The sequence below is a fragment of the Brachybacterium sp. YJGR34 genome, from assembly GCF_003347015.1.
In the GTDB taxonomy this organism is placed as follows: Bacteria; Actinomycetota; Actinomycetes; order Actinomycetales; family Dermabacteraceae; genus Brachybacterium.
The window spans coordinates 1-16,913 of the sequence record NZ_PNFB01000011.1; the positions used below are offsets into that span (position 1 = coordinate 1).

11 protein-coding genes and 1 pseudogene are annotated in these 16,913 nt (G+C 71.7%); 11 read left to right on the forward strand and 1 reads right to left on the reverse strand.

Going from position 1 to position 16,913, the window contains the following annotated elements; genetic code table 11:
* From CXH06_RS10750 to CXH06_RS10760, 3 genes and pseudogenes are all read left to right on the forward strand, one after another.
* Window positions 1–3,156: pseudogene (locus CXH06_RS10750) on the forward strand (DUF11 domain-containing protein); the annotation flags it as partial.
* Window positions 3,157–3,632: 476 nt separating this feature from the next.
* A complete protein-coding gene (gene tig / locus CXH06_RS10755) occupies window positions 3,633–5,084 on the forward strand; it encodes a trigger factor (protein ID WP_114855191.1) in 1,452 nt (483 codons plus the stop codon).
* Between the two features lie 129 nt (window positions 5,085–5,213).
* Complete coding sequence (locus CXH06_RS10760) at window positions 5,214–5,846, forward strand: dihydrofolate reductase family protein (protein ID WP_114855192.1); 633 nt, start codon at window positions 5,214–5,216, stop codon at window positions 5,844–5,846.
* Between the two features lie 165 nt (window positions 5,847–6,011).
* Here CXH06_RS10760 and CXH06_RS10765 read toward each other — a convergent pair whose 3' ends face one another.
* Entirely contained in the window at window positions 6,012–6,836 is an 825-nt protein-coding gene (locus CXH06_RS10765) for a C40 family peptidase (protein ID WP_114855193.1), read from the reverse strand.
* 426 nt (window positions 6,837–7,262) lie between these two features.
* Between CXH06_RS10765 and CXH06_RS10770 the strand changes: the two genes are divergently transcribed.
* The 8 genes from CXH06_RS10770 (at window position 7,263) to nrfD (ending at window position 16,911) form a co-directional block, all read left to right on the forward strand.
* Window positions 7,263–7,838: an ATP-dependent Clp protease proteolytic subunit gene (locus CXH06_RS10770; RefSeq protein ID WP_114855287.1), complete on the forward strand. Its 576-nt coding sequence runs from the start codon at window positions 7,263–7,265 to the stop codon at window positions 7,836–7,838.
* A 76-nt stretch (window positions 7,839–7,914) separates the two neighbouring features.
* Window positions 7,915–8,598 carry an ATP-dependent Clp protease proteolytic subunit gene (locus CXH06_RS10775; RefSeq protein WP_157975705.1) on the forward strand — a complete coding sequence of 228 codons (684 nt, stop codon included), beginning with the start codon at window positions 7,915–7,917 and terminating at the stop codon, window positions 8,596–8,598.
* A gap of 248 nt (window positions 8,599–8,846) precedes the next feature.
* Window positions 8,847–10,196, forward strand: coding sequence for an ATP-dependent Clp protease ATP-binding subunit ClpX (gene clpX / locus CXH06_RS10780; protein WP_114855195.1), 1,350 nt, complete (start codon window positions 8,847–8,849; stop codon window positions 10,194–10,196).
* On the forward strand, window positions 10,193–10,522 hold the full coding sequence (locus CXH06_RS10785; protein WP_114855196.1) for a chorismate mutase: 330 nt from the start codon (window positions 10,193–10,195) through the stop codon (window positions 10,520–10,522). The genes clpX and CXH06_RS10785 overlap by 4 nt, the downstream gene beginning before the upstream one ends.
* A 135-nt stretch (window positions 10,523–10,657) precedes the next feature.
* Window positions 10,658–11,431, forward strand: coding sequence for a WXG100 family type VII secretion target (locus CXH06_RS10790; RefSeq protein WP_114855197.1), 774 nt, complete (start codon window positions 10,658–10,660; stop codon window positions 11,429–11,431).
* Between the two features lie 76 nt (window positions 11,432–11,507).
* Window positions 11,508–14,804, forward strand: a complete 3,297-nt coding sequence (gene fdnG, locus CXH06_RS10800) for a formate dehydrogenase-N subunit alpha (RefSeq protein ID WP_232820308.1) — start codon at window positions 11,508–11,510, stop codon at window positions 14,802–14,804.
* Window positions 14,801–15,802, forward strand: a complete 1,002-nt coding sequence (locus CXH06_RS10805) for a 4Fe-4S dicluster domain-containing protein (RefSeq protein ID WP_114855200.1) — start codon at window positions 14,801–14,803, stop codon at window positions 15,800–15,802. Before fdnG ends, CXH06_RS10805 begins: the two co-directional genes overlap by 4 nt.
* Window positions 15,799–16,911 (forward strand): NrfD/PsrC family molybdoenzyme membrane anchor subunit, encoded by a 1,113-nt coding sequence (gene nrfD, locus CXH06_RS10810; protein ID WP_114855201.1) that lies wholly within the window; start codon window positions 15,799–15,801, stop codon window positions 16,909–16,911. Before CXH06_RS10805 ends, nrfD begins: the two co-directional genes overlap by 4 nt.
* The last annotated feature ends 2 nt before the right edge of the window (window positions 16,912–16,913 follow it).

Genomic DNA, 16,913 nt, shown 5'->3' on the forward strand with positions numbered 1-16,913 from the left:
CCGACCACCGGTGACGGCGACATGCTGAACGTGGTCGTCGGGCCGGAGGAGTCCAACTGCACCGACCCGGGCAGCACGGACCCCGACTGCATCGAGCCCGACCCGATCCGCGAGCTCGCGATCGCGAAGACCTCGGACGCCGAGGGCGAGGTGCAGCCCGGCGACACCGTGAACTACACGGTCAGCGTGGAGAACACCGGCACCGTCGCCTACACGGCGGAGGAGCCCGCGACCTTCACGGACGACATGTCCGGCGTGCTGGACGACGCGGTCTACGACGAGGACGGCGCCGCCGACATCGGCGAGGTCTCCTACGCGGAGCCGGAGCTGTCCTGGTCCGGTGCGCTCGCGCCGGGCGAGGTCGCCACGGTCACCTACTCGGTGACGGTGAACGATCCGGTCACCGGTGACGGCCTGCTCGACAACGCGGTGATGGGCCCGGACGAGTCCAACTGCGATGACGGCACCGAGGAGGACTGCCACGTCCCGGATCCGATCCAGGCCCTCGCGATCGCGAAGACCTCGGACGCGGACGGTGAGGTGCTGCCCGGAGACGTCGTCACCTACGAGGTGACGGTGACCAACACCGGAGCTGTCGCGTACACGGCGGCGGACCCGGCGACCTTCGCGGACGACATGTCCGGCGTGCTGGACGACGCGACCTACAACGACGACGCGTCGGCCACCATCGGCGAGGCGTCCTACGCCCGCGAGCTCCTCTCCTGGGAGGGTCCGCTCGAGCCCGGCGAGTCGGCGGTCATCACCTACTCGGTGACGGTCAACGATCCGGTCTCCGGCGACGGTCTGCTCGACAACGCCGTGGTCGGTCCCCAGGAGTCGAACTGCGATGACGGCACCGAGGAGGACTGCCACGTCCCGGACCCGGTCCGGGCCCTGGACATCGAGAAGTCCTCGGACGGCGAGCAGGGCGCGGACCCGGGTGACGTGGTCACCTACTCCGTGACCGTGACGAACACCGGCCAGGTGGCCTACACCGAGGAGGCCCCGGCGAGCATCACCGACGACCTCTCGCAGGTCCTCGACGACGCCGCCTACAACGGGGACGCCGCTGCGGATTCAGGCAGCGTCTCCTACGAGGAGCCGAACCTCTCGTGGAGCGGTGCACTGGAGCCCGGTCAGTCCGCGGTCATCACCTACTCGGTGACGGTCAACGATCCGACCACCGGTGACGGCGACATGCTGAACGTGGTCGTCGGGCCGGAGGAGTCCAACTGCACCGACCCGGGCAGCACGGACCCCGACTGCATCGAGCCCGACCCGATCCGCGAGCTCGCGATCGCGAAGACCTCGGAGCACGAGGGTGAGGTCAACCCCGGAGACACGGTGACCTACACGGTCACGGTGGAGAACACCGGCGGCGTCGCCTACACGGACGAGGAGCCGGCCACGTTCACGGACTCCCTGAGCGGGGTCCTGGACGATGCGACCTTCAACGAGGACGCGGCGGCCAGCACCGGCGAGGTCTCCTACAGCGAGCCGACCCTCTCCTGGTCCGGGGCGCTCGAGCCCGGTGAGTCCGCCACCGTCACCTACACGGTGACGGTGAACGACCCGCTGAGCGGTGACGGCACGCTGACCAACGCGGTCGTCGGCCCCGGCGAGTCCACCTGTGACGAGGGGACCGAGGAGGACTGCTCCACCGTCGACCCGATCCAGGCTCTGGACATCGAGAAGACCTCCGAGCAGGCAGCCGTGGTGCCGGGCGAATCGGTGGCCTACGAGGTGACCGTGACCAACACCGGGCAGGTCGCCTACACCGACGAGGCCCCGGCCGCGATCACCGATGACCTCACCGAGGTCCTCGACGATGCGACCTTCAACGAGGACGCGGCGGCCAGCACCGGCGAGGTCTCCTACAGCGAGCCGAACCTCTCCTGGTCCGGAGCGCTCGAGCCCGGCGAGTCCGCGACCATCACCTACTCGGTGACGGTCAACGACCCGATGACCGGAGACGAGAACCTCCGCAACGTCGTCGTCGGACCCGAGGAGTCCAACTGCACCGATCCGGCCTCCACCGACGAGGACTGCATCGAGCAGGACCTGGTGCGCTCCCTGGAGATCGCCAAGACCTCCGACGCGGACCAGGCCGTGGACGCCGGTGACGCGATCACGTACACCGTGACCGTGCAGAACAACGGGACCGACGACTACACGGCCGAGGCTCCGGCGGCGATCACGGACGTCATGGACGGCGTGCTCGACGACGCGACCTACAACGAGGACGTCACGGCCTCCACGGGCGAGGCGACCTTCGCGGACGGCGAGATCGCGTGGAGCGGCCCGCTGGCCGCCGGCGAGACGGCGACCATCACCTACTCGGTGACGGTCAACGACCCGATGACCGGTGACGGTCAGGTGGACAACGTGGTCTTCGGACCCGAGGAGTCCAACTGTGCTGCTCCGGCCGACGGGGACGACGTCGCGGCCGGCGATCTGCCCGCCGACTGCCAGGTCGACGTCCTGGTCCGTTCCTACGAGGTGTCCAAGGTCGTCGATACGACCGAGGCCGCCCCGGGCGACGAGGTGAGCTACACGGTGAGCGTCGACTCCGTCGGCACCGCGCCGTACACCGAGGAGCACCCGGCGGGCTTCACCGATGACCTCACCGAGGTCCTCGATGACGCGAGCTTCGACGGGGAGGCCACGGCCTCGTCCGGATCCACCTCGTACGAGGAGCCCACCCTCACCTGGTCCGGCCCCCTCGCGGTGGACGGCACGGTGACCGTGGACTACACGGTGACGGTGAACGATCCGATCTCCGGCGACGGATCGCTCACCAACGTGGTGTCGCCGGCGGAGGACTCGGCCGGGCACTGCACCACGGCCGAGGACTGCACGACGAACACGATCGTGACGCCCCCGGAGGACCCGACGCCGCCGCCGAACCCGTCGCCGACGCCGGACCCGTCGCCGACGCCGGACCCGTCGCCCTCGCCGGACCCGGAGCCGAGCGAGGACCCGGAGCCGAGTGAAGGCCCGGAGCCGAGCGACGACTCGTCCCCGACCCCCGAGCCCGAGTCGGACGAGGATCTGGCCCGGACCGGCACCGATGTGCTCCGCTGGGCGCTCCCCACGGCACTGCTGCTGATGCTGGGAGGCGGAACCCTCCTGGGGGTGCGGCACCGGAAGGAGTGAGCACCGGGCATTGAGGATCGGCGCCGTCCACGGCGGTGCAGGAACACCACCTGCATCCCGAGGGCGGCGCCGATCTCCGTCTGCTGGCTCTGCGTCGGCCGGATCCTGCGGCGGCCCCGGCGGTCCCGGACCCGACCACGCAGCGCGGCCCGCCCGCGGGGGGAGCCGGAATGTGACCTGTCACGGCGCCGCCGGGAGCACGCAGGCGGGCAGGGTGCCCAGTGCTAGGCTGTTTGCTTAGCCACGGAGTGGCGGGGGCCCCGTGGGCCAGCACGACTCGAGATGTCCGTCCCACCGACGTGACATGCCGTCGGGCCGACGATCGCATCGCGCGCAGCGGTGCGGCCGCCCGGACATGCCGGTGAGGGACGTCCGCCCCGCCGCCCCCGTCCCGCCTCGGGGACGCTTCTGTGCGCGAGCTCCGAGGCAGCACGTGACCTGACCATAGACCGACCATCCACAGGGAGACCTGACCAGTGAAGACCGAGTCCGAGAAGCTCAGCCCCACCCGGGTGAAGCTCACCGTCGAGGTGCCTTTCGACGAGCTCCAGCCCGCCGTCGAGGCGGCCACGAAGAAGATCGCCGATCAGGTGCAGATCCCCGGCTTCCGCAAGGGCAAGGTCCCCTCCAAGCTCGTCGAGCAGCGCTTCGGTCGCCCTGCGATCATGCAGGAGGCCGTGAACGACGCCCTGCCGGACTTCTACCAGCAGGCCGCGGCCGAGGTGGAGCTCAAGCCCGTCGGTCGTCCCGAGGTCGAGGTGACCGAGGTCCCCGGCCTGGACGGCTCCGAGGACGGCGCGCTGCACTTCACCGTCGAGCAGGACGTCCGCCCCGAGATCGACCTGCCCGACTTCTCGACCGTCGAGGTCGAGATCGAGGAGCCGAGCGTCGACGAGGACGCCGTCGAGGTGCGTCTGACCGAGCTGCGTGAGCGCTTCGGCACCCTCGTGGGCGTCGACCGGCCCGCCGCGGACGGCGACTTCGTCTCGCTCGACATGGTGGCGACCATCGACGACGAGGAGATCGAGACCGTCGAGGGCGTGTCCTACCAGATCGGCGAGGGCAACATGCTCGAGGGCCTGGACGAGGCGCTCATCGGCCTCTCCGCCGAGGAGACCACCACCTTCGTCTCGAAGCTCGCCGGCGGCGACCGCGCGGGCGAGGAGGCGCAGGTCAAGGTCGTCGCGCAGTCCGTCAAGGTGCGCGAGCTGCCCGAGGCCGACGACGAGTTCGCGGAGATGGCGTCGGAGTTCGACACCATCGAGGAGCTCAAGGAGGATCTGCGCGCGCAGGCCGCGGCCGATGCCGAGGGCAACCGCGTGGCGCTGGCCCGCAACGCCCTGCTCGAGAAGCTCCTGGAGGAGCTCGAGATCCCGGTGCCCGACCAGCTGGTGGAGGACGAGATCGCCTCCCACCTGGAGAACGAGGGCAAGGAGGCCGGCGACCCGCACGGCGAGGAGATCCGCGAGGACACTGCCAAGGCCGTCCGCGCCCAGTTCCTGCTCGACGAGCTCAACGCCACCCGTGAGGTGAACGTCGACCAGAACGACCTCATGGCGTACATGAGCCAGCTCTCGGCCCAGTACGGCGTGGAGCAGAACCAGCTGCTGCAGATGCTCGCCCAGTCGGGCCAGCTCGAGCAGATCTTCAGCGAGGTCCAGCGCTCCAAGGCGCTCGACGTGGTCCTCGCCGACATCACGGTCAAGAACGCCGCGGGCGAGGTCCTCGACCTCGGCCTCGCGGTCGAGGAGTCCGAGTCGGACGAGTCGGAGGAGGCCGAGGAGGCCGAGGAGGCCGCCCCCGCCGCGGAGACCGAGGAGGCGCCCGCCGCCGAGGAGGCCCCCGCGAAGAAGGCTCCGGCGAAGAAGGCCGCTGCCAAGAAGGCTCCGGCGAAGAAGGCCGCCGACGAGGCGTCCGAGACCGAGTGATCCTCCGCCTCTGCTGAGGGGCGTGGCACGACGGGCCGTCACCCACCGGGTGGCGGCCCGTCGTCGTCGGTGGAAGACTGGGAGCTCCCGCGGCGCCGAAGTCGGGGCCGCTCGAGCGAGAGGCGAACGATGTCCGGCAGCACCGCACCCGCCCCCGTCAGCAAGGTCACCTGGGGCTTCACGGCGTCCCTGGACGGCTTCATCACGGGCCCCGACCACGACATGGCCTGGATCGAGGCCGCCCCGCCGATGGACGAGGCCGTCACGACCCGTCTCGCCGAGGCCGTCGGCGTCATCATCTCCGGGCGTCGCGGCTACGACGCCGCCCGGGCCCAGGCCGAGGAGCGCGATCTCACCGCGGAGGCCTACGGGGGGGCATGGTCCGGCACCGAGATCATCCTGACCCACCGGCCGGAGGAGCTCGCCGACGACCCGAGCGTCCTCGCCCTCGACGTGGACGTCGTCGAGGCGGTGCGGAGGGCGCAGGAGCTCGCCGTCGACGGTAGGGACGTGCAGATCATCAGCGCGGACATCGCCCGCCAGGCCCTGGAGCACGACCTCATCGACGAGCTGCAGGTCTTCTCCGCCCCGGTCTTCCTCGGCGACGGGACGCGCATCTTCGACGTCCCCGGTGGGCGCCTGGTCGAGTGGGAGCTCCTCGGCCCGATCTCCGGAGCGGAAGCCGCCTTCGGGAGGATCTACCGGCCCCGGCGCCCTTCGACCCGCCCCACGGGAGCCGGGTCGGATTCTGCCCCGCGCTGAGGCGGGCGTGCTCCGACCCGGGTGTCGATGTGGAGAGCTGGGTCGGGTTCTGCCCCGTTGTGAGGGCCCTCTTCCGGCCCGGCCGCGCCAGAACGACTCCGACGATGCACGACGGCCCGGCTCCCGCGAGGGGAGCCGGGCCGTGGAATGCTCGGGAGCCGAGGATCAGCGGTAGGTCACGAAGCCGATCGGGTTGCCCCAGATGCTGCGCTCGACGACGCGCTGCTTGGAGCCGGAGGCGTCGATGATCTGACCGTTGCCGGCGTAGATCGCGACGTGGCCGTTCCAGGCCACGATGTCGCCCGGCTGCGCCTCGGACTGGGAGATCCAGCGACCGCCGTTGGCGATCTGGCTCGAGGTGCGGGGGATGTCGATGCCCGCGGCCTCGTAGGCGTAGTTCACCAGGCCGGAGCAGTCCATGCCGCCGAGCGAGGCGCCGCCCCAGCTGTAGGGGGTGCCGAGCGCGGAGCGCGCGGCGTCCACGATCGAGCTGCTGCTCGAGGAGGAGCTGCTGGCGGGCGCGGACGAGCCGCCGGTGGAGACGCCGGCGCTGCCGTTCAGCGAGCCGCGGGTCTCGGGGCCGACGACGCCATCGACCTGGAGGCCGTTGGAGGACTGGTAGCTCTTGACCGCGGCGTGGGTGCGCGGGCCGAAGACGCCGTCGACGGCCAGGCTCGCACCGTGGTCGTTGAGCGCGGACTGCAGGTCCGAGACGGCGCCGCTGCGGGAGCCCCAGCGGAGCTTCTCGGAGGAGTCGAGCACGGCGGCCGGCGCGGTGGTGGTCGGCGCGGCCGGCGCGGTCTGCGTGGAGGGCGCGGCCGGAGCGGCGGGGGTGGTGGGAGCGGCCTGGGCGGCGCCGCCCACGAAGGCGGAGCCGAGCACGACGCCGCCGAGCACGGCGGCACCGCCGAGCCCGCGGGCAGCAGTGGTGGCGTGGCGGGTCGGGAGCTGGGCGCGGCCGGGAGTGCGGTGCGAGTTGTGCAGAGCCATGGTGTGGGGTTCGTTCCTTCCGATCCCGGCGGGGCCGGGGGTGTACAGCGGGGCGTCGTGGGCCTCGGAGCACGAGGCGATGGAGCCACCGTAGGAGGGCGGCGGGCCTCGCCCGCAGGGGCTTGGCAGAGCTCGACCGTCGACTTGGCACGGTTTTTACGGAGTTCTGGGGGGACGTGACCCGCTCTCGCCCCGACTTGACGATCGAACGTGACGGCGGTCACACGACCTGCGGCGGCACGCTCCAGCCCGGGCAGTGCGCCTGCGGCGAACAGGGACGTGCGGCCCCCGCCGGGCGCCTAGAGTCGACTCATCGACGAATCCTGCTATCAAGGAGAACCAGTGACGTCCACGACGCCCGCTTCGCCCGCGACCTCGCAGAGCACGCAGACCGTCCCGCCCCGCGGTGCGGCCGGGGACACCCCCATGGGACTGGACGACAACGTCTACCAGCGCCTGCTGCGCGAGCGCATCGTCTGGCTCGGATCCGAGGTCCGCGACGACAACGCCAATGCGATCTGCGCGAAGATCCTGCTGCTCGCCGCAGAGGATCCCGAGAAGGACATCTACCTCTACATCAACAGCCCCGGCGGTTCGATCACCGCGGGCATGGCCATCTACGACACCATGCAGTTCGTGCAGCCGGACGTGGTCACCGTGGGCATGGGCATGGCGGCCTCGATGGGGCAGTTCCTGCTGTCCTCGGGCGCCAAGGGCAAGCGGTACGCGACGCCCCACACGCGGGTGCTCATGCATCAGCCGCTCGGCGGCCTCGGCGGCACCGCGACCGACATCCGCATCCAGGCCGACCTCATCCTCTCGATGAAGCGTCAGCTGGCGGAGCTGATCGCCGAGCAGACCGACAAGACGGTCGAGCAGATCACCGCGGACTCCGACCGCGACCACTGGTTCACGGCGGAGGAGGCCCTGGAGTACGGCTTCATCGACAAGATCGTCACCGGCTCGGGTGACGTCACGGGCGGCGGCGGCACCGACGACTGACCGCCCCCTCCGGCACCCCTCGACACCTCTGACGCAAGGAGACCCCGTGACCTTCGATCCCCGCACCCTCGGCGCGATGCCGTCCCTCGCCGCCGGCCCGGTCGGCACCGCCGGCTACGGCCAGGCAGCCCCGATGCCCACCTCGCGCTACGTGCTCCCGCAGTACGAGGAGCGCACCGCCTACGGCATGAAGCGCCAGGACCCGTACACCAAGCTGTTCGAGGACCGCATCATCTTCCTCGGCGTGCAGGTGGACGACGCCTCGGCCGACGACGTCATGGCGCAGCTGCTGGTCCTGGAGTCCCAGGACCCGGACCGCGACATCACGCTGTACATCAACAGCCCCGGCGGCTCGTTCACCGCGCTGACCGCCATCTACGACACGATGCAGTACATCAAGCCGGACATCACCACGGTGTGCCTGGGCCAGGCGGCCTCCGCGGCCGCGGTGCTGCTGGCGGCGGGCTCCCCGGGCAAGCGCCTCGCGCTCCCGAACGCCCGCATCCTCATCCACCAGCCCGCGATGGGCGGTCAGGGCGGCGGCCAGGCCTCCGACCTCGAGATCCAGGCGAACGAGATCATGCGCATGCGCGAGTGGCTCGAGGAGACCCTGGCCTTCCACTCCGGTCGCACCACGGAGCAGGTCAGCACCGACATCGAGCGCGACAAGATCCTCACCGCCCAGGCGGCGCTCGAGTACGGCCTGGTCGACCAGGTCCTGGCCTCCCGCAAGGAGCCCCGCGGCCAGATCTCCGGCTGAGGGCGGTCCGCGGGCGCCCGGCTCCTCGAGGTGCCGCCCGCCCGCGGCCTCGGGCGTCCCTCGGCCCCCGGCGCGCCATCCGGCGCCCGCGGGGGCCGAGCGTCGTCCCCGGCGCGCTCGCCCGGCGCGCCGCCTCCCGTGTCCTCGGAGGTGGGCACGGTACCGTGGTGGGGGTCCGCCGATCCCGGGCCGTGATCCGGCAGGACACGATGAACGCATTCCGGACGGTCTGAGGAAAGGACGGGGACATGGCGCGCACGAGCGATGGGGCCGACGTGTTCAAGTGCTCCTTCTGCGGCAAGTCGCAGAAGCAGGTCGAGCGCCTGATCTCCGGTCCCGGGGTGTACATCTGCGAAGAGTGCATCGAGCTGTGCAACGAGATCATCGCCGAGGAGATCCAGGCCGCGCAGCCCGCGGCGGAGGAGTCGGCGCCGCTGCCCACCCCGCGCGAGATCTACGACTTCCTCGAGGAGTACGTCGTCGGTCAGGACCCGGCCAAGCGCGCCCTCTCGGTGGCCGTCTACAACCACTACAAGCGAGTGCGGGCGCAGGACGCCGAGCAGACCGTGTCCTCCGCCCGGAGCGCCGCGGCGAGCCTCGCCGAGGAGGCGGACGCCCCGCCGTCGGACGAGATCGAGGTCGCCAAGTCCAACGTGATGCTGGTGGGCCCCACCGGCTGCGGCAAGACCTATCTGGCCCAGACCCTCGCCCGCATGCTCGACGTCCCCTTCGCGATGGCGGACGCGACCGCGCTCACCGAGGCCGGCTATGTCGGCGAGGACGTCGAGAACATCCTGCTCAAGCTGCTGCAGGCCGCGGACTACGACGTCAAGAAGGCCGAGCGCGGCATCATCTACATCGACGAGGTGGACAAGATCGGCCGGAAGGCCGAGAACCCCTCGATCACCCGTGACGTCTCCGGAGAGGGCGTGCAGCAGGCGCTGCTGAAGATCCTCGAGGGGACGGTCGCGGCCGTGCCCCCGCAGGGCGGGCGCAAGCACCCCCATCAGGAGTTCATCCAGATCGACACCACGAACGTGCTGTTCATCGTGGCGGGGGCCTTCGCCGGCATCGAGGACATCATCGGCTCGCGGATCGGCAAGCGGGGCATCGGCTTCGGCGCCGAGCTGCACACGCCGCTCGAGCAGGAGCAGCTGTACGGCCAGCTGCTGCCGGAGGATCTGCTGAAGTTCGGCCTGATCCCCGAGTTCATCGGCCGCCTGCCGGTGATCACGAGCGTGTCGAACCTGGACCGCGATGCCCTCATCACGATCCTCACCGAGCCCCGCAACGCCCTGGTCAAGCAGTTCCAGAAGATGTTCGCCCTCGACGGGGTGGAGATCGACTTCGAGCGCAGCGCGCTCGAGGCCATCGCGGACAAGGCGATCGAGCGGGAGACCGGAGCACGCGGACTGCGGGCCATCCTCGAGGAGTCGCTGCAGCCGGTCATGTTCGAGGTGCCCTCCCGCGACGACATCACCAAGGTGATCATCACCGAGGGCGTCGTCACCGAGGGGCGGGCCCCGTTGATGCTCACGGGCAAGGACGTCGATCAGGGCGGCACGGGGGAGCAGGACCACCAGGAGCGCAGCGCATGAGCGCGACCACCGGCGCGGATGACGTCGCGCGGGCCCGTGAGCTGCTGCTCGAGGAACGGCGCAGCATCGACAACATCGACGCGGCCCTGGTGCACCTGCTCGCCGAGAGGTTCTCCCACACCCAGCGCGTGGGGGTCCTGAAGGCGGAGCACGGCCTGCCGCCCGCCGATCCGGCGCGCGAGCAGGAGCAGATCGGGCGCCTGCGCGAGCTCGCGGACCGGGCCGGTCTGGACCCGACCTTCGCCGAGGCCTTCATGCGCTTCATCGTCACCGAGGTGATCCGCCACCACGAGCGCATCCGCGGTGCGGGGGCCGACGAGGCGTAGCGCCGTCGGTGACGACCTGCCCCGGGCGGGTTGGGGCGCGGCTCGATGCCCCGCGATGGGGAGTGCTCCCCATCGACGTGGACCGCCCCGCGCCGTAGGTTCGTCCCCGAGAACAGGACGACGGGGGAGAGCACGATGAGCGGATTCTGGGGCGCCGACACCGAGGGGGTGCGCCGGGAGTCCTCGGCCTGCGGTGCGGCGGCGGGGGAGATCGAGGCCCTGCTCGCCGCCTGTGCGACGGTGGTCGCGGGCGTGGACTGGGTGGGTCCCGACGCCGAGGCCTTCCGCGAGCGATGGGGCGGGGGCGTGCGTCCTCGCATCGAGCGCGCCATCGCCGAGCTGCACACCCGCGCCGACGAGCTCGAGCGCCACGCCGAGGAGCAGGACGAGGTCTCCGCCGGCGGAGAGGCAGGAGGCCTCGGCCAGGGCCTCCGCTCCCTGCCTGGGCTCCCGGGTGTCCCGTCGCTGCCGAGCCTCCCGGGCATCCCCTCGCTGCCGGGGCTCCCCGGGCTCCCCGGCCTGCCCAGCATCCCGAGCCTGCCCGCGCTGCCGGGCCTGCCCGACGGCCCGCTGCTCCCGGCGCCGAGCTTCCCGGAGCCGCCCGCCATCCCGAGCCTGCCCGAGATCCTCGGGCCCCTCCGGCCCACGTTCCCGGACCACCCGCTCATCAGCTGCTTCCCGCCGCTCCGGACGCTGCCGGCATACTTCCCGCCCTCCATCGGTGACAGCTGGCCGCTGCCGGATCCGGTCCCGATGCCGGTGCCCGAGGTGTCGCCGCTGCCGGAGCTGGCCCCGATGCCCCTGCCGGAGCCCTGGCCGCTGCCGCAGCCGCTCCCGGCACCTCTGCCGCTGCCGGAGAGCTTCCCCTTCCCGCAGCCGATGCCTCGCCCGGGCGTCATCGCCCTCTGAGCGCACGTCGTGCGGAGCGCGCGCGGGATGCGCGTTCTCCCCTCCGCGGCCGGTGGGCGCTGATAGCATCGCCGCCATGGCTCGCAGAACGTTCCTGGACTGGCCGGTGATCCGGCAGCTCCGCGGGGCGGACCCGACGGGCCGCGGCACCGCGGTCACGTCGGAGAGGACACGGCGGACCGCGCCGCGCACCGCCGCCGCCGACGGAGTGACGGACAGCGTCTGCCCGTACTGCGCCGTCGGCTGCGCCCAGCGCGTGGCCCACCAGGACGGTCGCGTGATCCAGATCGAGGGCAGCCCGGACTCCCCGATCTCCCGCGGACGCCTGTGTCCCAAGGGCGCGGCGAGCGAGCAGCTGGTGAGCTTCTCCCGGCGCGAGACCACGGTGCGGTACCGCCGAGCCCACGGGACGGAGTGGGAGGACCTCGACCTCGACACCGCGATGGACATGATCGCCGATCGCTTCATCGCCGCGCGGCGCCGTTCCTGGCAGGACGAGGACGAGCACGGGCGCCCCCTCAAGCGCACGATGGGCATCGCGAGCCTCGGCGGCGCGACCATCGACAACGAGGAGAACTATCTGATCAAGAAGTTCTTCACCGCCGCGGGCGCCATCCAGATCGAGAACCAGGCCCGCATATGACACTCCGCCACGGTTCCCGGTCTGGGAGCCTCGTTCGGACGCGGCGGCGCCACGCAGCCGGTGCAGGACTTCGCCAACGCTGATCTCATCGTCATCGAGGGATCCAACATGGCCGAGGCGCATCCCGTCGCCTTCCAGTGGGTCATCGAGGCGAAGAAGCGCGGGGCGCGCGTGCTCCACATCGACCCGCGCTTCACGCGCACCTCCGCCAATGCTGATCGGCACATCCCGATCCGCGCCGGCACGGACATCGTGCTGCTGGGCGGCGTGATCCGCCACCTGCTCGAGAACGAGCTGTACTTCGCCGAGTACGTGCGCGCCTACACCAACGCCTCGACGCTGATCTCCGAGGAGTACGGCGATCCGGAGGACCTGGACGGCCTGTTCTCGGGCTACGACCCCGCCACGTCCACCTACGACACCGCGCACTGGGCCTACGCCGGGGACACGGAGCAGGTGGCCCGGGGCCTGCCCGAGCGGGACGAGACCCTGCAGCATCCCCGCTGCGTGCTCCAGATCCTGAGGCGCCACTACGCCCGGTACACCCCGGAGATGGTCCAGAACACCTGCGGCATCTCCCCGGAGGACTTCGAGCACCTGGCCACCGCCCTGGTGGAGAACTCGGGCCGGGAACGGACCGCGGTCTTCGCCTACGCGCTGGGCTGGACCCAGCACCAGGGCGGCGCGCAGATGATCCGCACGGCGGCCGTGCTGCAGCTGCTGCTGGGGAACATGGGCCGGCCCGGCGGCGGCGTGATGGCGCTGCGGGGACACGCCACCATCCAGGGCTCCACCGACATCCCGACCCTCTTCCACATCCTCCCCGGCTACCTGCCGATGCCGACGGTCGGCGAGGACGACTTCGCCGCGTACACCCGGAAGATCGGCATGAAGGAGCAGAAGGGCTTCTGGGCGGATGCCGACGTCTACGCGATCAACCTGCTCAAGGCCTGGTGGGGCGAGCACGCGACGGCCGAGAACGACTGGGGCTACCACCACCTGCCCAAGCTGACCGGGGCCCACGGCACCTATCAGACAGTCATGCGGATGCTCGAGGACGGTGTCGACGGGTACTTCCTGTTCGGCCAGAACCCGGCGGTCGGCTCGGCCAACGGGCGCCTGCAGCGCCTGGGGATGGCGCACCTGCGCTGGATGGTGGTGCGCGACTTCTCCCTCATCGAGTCCGCGACCTTCTGGAAGGACAGCCCGGAGATCGAGTCCGGCGAGCTGCGCACCGAGGACATCGGCACCGAGGTGTTCTTCCTGCCCGCGGCGAACCACACCGAGAAGGCCGGCTCCTTCACCCAGACCCAGCGTCTGGTGCAGTGGCGGGACCAGGCCGTCCGGCCACCGGGCGAGGCGAGGAGCGATCTCGAGTTCATGGTCGACCTGGGCACCCGCATCCGCGAGAAGCTCCGCGACTCCACCGACCCGCGAGACCGCGCGATCCTGGACCTGACCTGGGACTACCCCCGGGACGCCCACGGGGAGCCGGACGCGGAGGCCGTGCTCGCAGAGATCAACGGCCGCCATCTGACCGGGGAGCGCGCCGGCGAGCCGCTCGCGAGCTTCGGCGAGATGGCGGACGACGGGTCGACCATGGGCGGCTGCTGGATCTACGCCGGGGTCTTCGCGGACGGCGTGAACCAGGCCCGTCGGCGCACCCCCGGCGCCGAGCAGGAGGAGATCGCCCCCGCCTGGGGCTGGGCCTGGCCCGCGAACCGCCGGGTGCTGTACAACCGGGCGTCGGCCGATCCGGCGGGCAGGCCGTGGAGCGAGCGGAAGAAGCTCGTGTGGTGGGACGAGGAGGCCGGGTGCTGGACCGGCCACGACGTCCCCGACTTCCCGCTCACCAAGCGTCCCGACGATCCGGGCGATCCCGCGCAGGGCGGCGCCGCGGCGCTGGCCGGCACCGACGCCTTCACCATGCAGGCCGATGGTCGCGGCTGGCTGTTCGCGCCCACCGGCCTGGTCGACGGCCCGCTGCCGACCCACTACGAGTCCCCGGAGTCGACCGTCCCCAACCCGCTGTACACCCAGCAGTCCAATCCCACGCGCGTCACCTTCCGCAGCGAGGACAACCTCAGCTCCCCGGGGGCCTCGGCACCCGGCGGTGCGGTCTACCCCTACATCTTCACCACCTACCGGATCACGGAGCATCACACCGCCGGCGGCATGAGCCGCTCCCTGCCCTACCTCGCGGAGCTCCAGCCGGAGATGTACTGCGAGGTCTCCCCGCAGCTCGCCGAGGAGGTGGGCCTGGAGCCCTACGGCTGGGCGACGCTCATCTCCGCCCGCAGCGCCATCGAGGCGAAGGTGCTGGTCACCGAGAGGATGACGCCGCTGACGATCGGGGAGCGCACCATCCACCAGATCGGGCTGCCCTTCCACTGGGGCCGTGGGGGAACGGCGATGATCCAGGGGGACGGCGCGAACGACCTGATCGGCATGAACCTCGATGCGAACACGCAGATCCAGAACAGCAAGATCAACTCCTGCACGATCATCCCGGGGCGCCGTCCGCAGGGCGCGGAGCGCGGGGAGCTGGTCCGGGAGTACCGTCGACGCGCCGGGCTGGTCGATCTGGAGCACCTGGAGGTCGACGGCGCCGCGGGCGCTCCCGGCGCCGGCCCGGACCAGACCGGCGCCGTGCACACCGTGCGCGGCCCCGAGGAGGCCGCCGCCGTGCCCACCGAGGAGTCCACGACGAAGGAGATGAGGAACCGATGAGCCTGCTCGCCGGACCCGACGGCCCCGCCGCGAGCTCCGGATGGAGCGCGGAGGGCCCGCGCAAGGGCTTCTTCACCGACACCTCGATCTGCATCGGCTGCAAGGCCTGCGAGGTGGCGTGCAAGGAGTGGAACCACAACCCGGTCGACGGGCCGATGGAGATCCTCGGCTCCAGCTACGACAACACCGGCGAGCTCGGCGCGAACACCTGGCGCCACGTCGCCTTCGTCGAGCAGGGCCGGGAGCGCATCGAGGAGGCCCGGGAGTCGGGCCGGCGCCTGGTGAGCCTGGGCATGCCGGGGATCGGCCCGAAGCCCTCGGGCCCGCGCGGCGCCGTGCCCGCGGGAGACCTCTCGAGCACGGACCGCACCCCGCCGGACACCCCCGAGTTCCGCTGGCTGATGTCCTCCGACGTCTGCAAGCACTGCACCAACGCCGGCTGCCTGGACGTCTGCCCGACCGGGGCGATCTTCCGCTCCGAGTTCGGCTCCGTGGTGGTCCAGGAGGACGTCTGCAACGGCTGCGGCACCTGCGTGAGCGCCTGCCCCTTCGGCGTCATCCAGCGTCGCGACGACGGCACCGTCTCACCGCATGACGAGCGGGAGGCGCCCGACGAGCGCCGCGGCACGGCGAGCAAGTGCACGCTGTGCTACGACCGCCTGGTCGACGGCGAGCAGCCCGCCTGCTCCGCGACCTGCCCCACCCAGTCGATCACCTTCGGCGAGACCGAGGAGCTCGTCGAGGACGCCCGGGAGCGCGTCGCGGACCTCCACCGGCGCGGGATGACCGAGGCCAGGCTGTACGGCGCGAACCCGCGCGACGGCGTGGGCGGCACCGGATCGGTGTTCCTGCTGCTGGACGAGCCGGAGGTCTACGGTCTGCCCCCGGACCCGCAGGTCCCCACGAAAGCCCTGCCGCAGCTCTACCTGCGCACCGGTCTCGCCGCCGCCGGGATGGCGGCGGTGGCCGCGCTCTCCTTCCTGGGAGCGCGCCGATGAGCCTGTCGGCCTTCGACGCCGCCCGCCCGCCGGAGGGGCCCCGGCGACGGGGCGGCCGCCGGCGGGGCCGCCGGACCCTGGGCGAGGTCGGCATGGGGGACGGCTCGCGCGAGGGGGCCGTCGTCGAGGACGTCGAGATCGCCCCCGGCGACGACCACGGCTCCTACTATGGCCGGCCCGTCGTCAAGGCGCCGCCGTGGGAGGAGCCGATCGCGATCTACCTGTTCCTGGGCGGCCTCGCGGGCGGGTCCGGGCTGCTGGCCTTCGGCGCCCGGTGCACCGGCCGCGAGGTCCTGCGCCGCAGCAGCCGCCTCACCGCGCTCGGCGCCGCCGGACTGGGCACCATCGCGCTGATCGAGGATCTGGGCCGGCCCGAGCGCTTCGCGAACATGATGCGGGTGGTGAAGGTCAGCTCCCCGATGAGCCTGGGCACCTACGTCCTGGCCTCGTTCTCCACCGTCTCCGGCGTGCTGGCCGTGCTCGAGGTCGACGAGATGACCGGGCGCAGGATCCCGCTCGGGCCGCTGCGGGCGCTGCTGCGGCTGCTCGAGGGCCCCTCGGCGCTGGTCCAGGTGGTCACCGCCCCGCTGCTCGCCTCCTACACCGGCGCCCTGCTGGGCAACACCGTGGTGCCGACCTGGGAGGCCGGCCGCGCCCATCTGCCCGCCCTGTTCGCCTCCTCGGCGAGCCTGGCGTCCGGGGGTGCGGCGATGCTGACCAGCCCGGTGGCCGAGGCCGGGCCCGCCCGGGCGCTCGCGGTCGCCGGGGTGGCCGGGGAGGTGGCGAGCATGCACCGGATGAAGCACGCGATGCACCCGCTCGAGGCCGAGCCGCTGGAGATCGGCCGGGCGGGCACCCTGCTGCGATGGTCGGAACGGCTGGCGATCGCCGGCGGCGTCGGCGCTCTCCTCGGCGGCCGGAACCGGGTGATCGCCGCCGCGAGCGGGGCGGCGCTGCTCGCCTCCTCCGCCCTCACCCGCTTCGGGGTGCTCTACGCGGGGCTGGAGTCCGTGAAGGACCCGCGTCGCGTCGTCGTGCCGCAGAAGGCCCGGCTGGCCGCACGACGGGCCGCCGGCACCACCGACGACGCGATCACCACCGCCGACTGACG

Excerpts from the sequence above, each read along its gene's own strand:
- CXH06_RS10760 (WP_114855192.1), top strand. The coding sequence starts at position 5,214 with ATGTCCGGCAGCACCGCACCCGCCCCCGTCAGCAAGGTCACCTGGGGC.
- CXH06_RS10765 (WP_114855193.1), bottom strand. The coding sequence starts at position 6,836 with ATGGCTCTGCACAACTCGCACCGCACTCCCGGCCGCGCCCAGCTCCCG.
- CXH06_RS10770 (WP_114855287.1), top strand. The coding sequence starts at position 7,263 with ATGGGACTGGACGACAACGTCTACCAGCGCCTGCTGCGCGAGCGCATC.
- CXH06_RS10775 (WP_157975705.1), top strand. The coding sequence starts at position 7,915 with ATGCCGTCCCTCGCCGCCGGCCCGGTCGGCACCGCCGGCTACGGCCAG.
- clpX (WP_114855195.1), top strand. The coding sequence starts at position 8,847 with ATGGCGCGCACGAGCGATGGGGCCGACGTGTTCAAGTGCTCCTTCTGC.
- CXH06_RS10785 (WP_114855196.1), top strand. The coding sequence starts at position 10,193 with ATGAGCGCGACCACCGGCGCGGATGACGTCGCGCGGGCCCGTGAGCTG.
- CXH06_RS10790 (WP_114855197.1), top strand. The coding sequence starts at position 10,658 with ATGAGCGGATTCTGGGGCGCCGACACCGAGGGGGTGCGCCGGGAGTCC.
- CXH06_RS10805 (WP_114855200.1), top strand. The coding sequence starts at position 14,801 with ATGAGCCTGCTCGCCGGACCCGACGGCCCCGCCGCGAGCTCCGGATGG.
- nrfD (WP_114855201.1), top strand. The coding sequence starts at position 15,799 with ATGAGCCTGTCGGCCTTCGACGCCGCCCGCCCGCCGGAGGGGCCCCGG.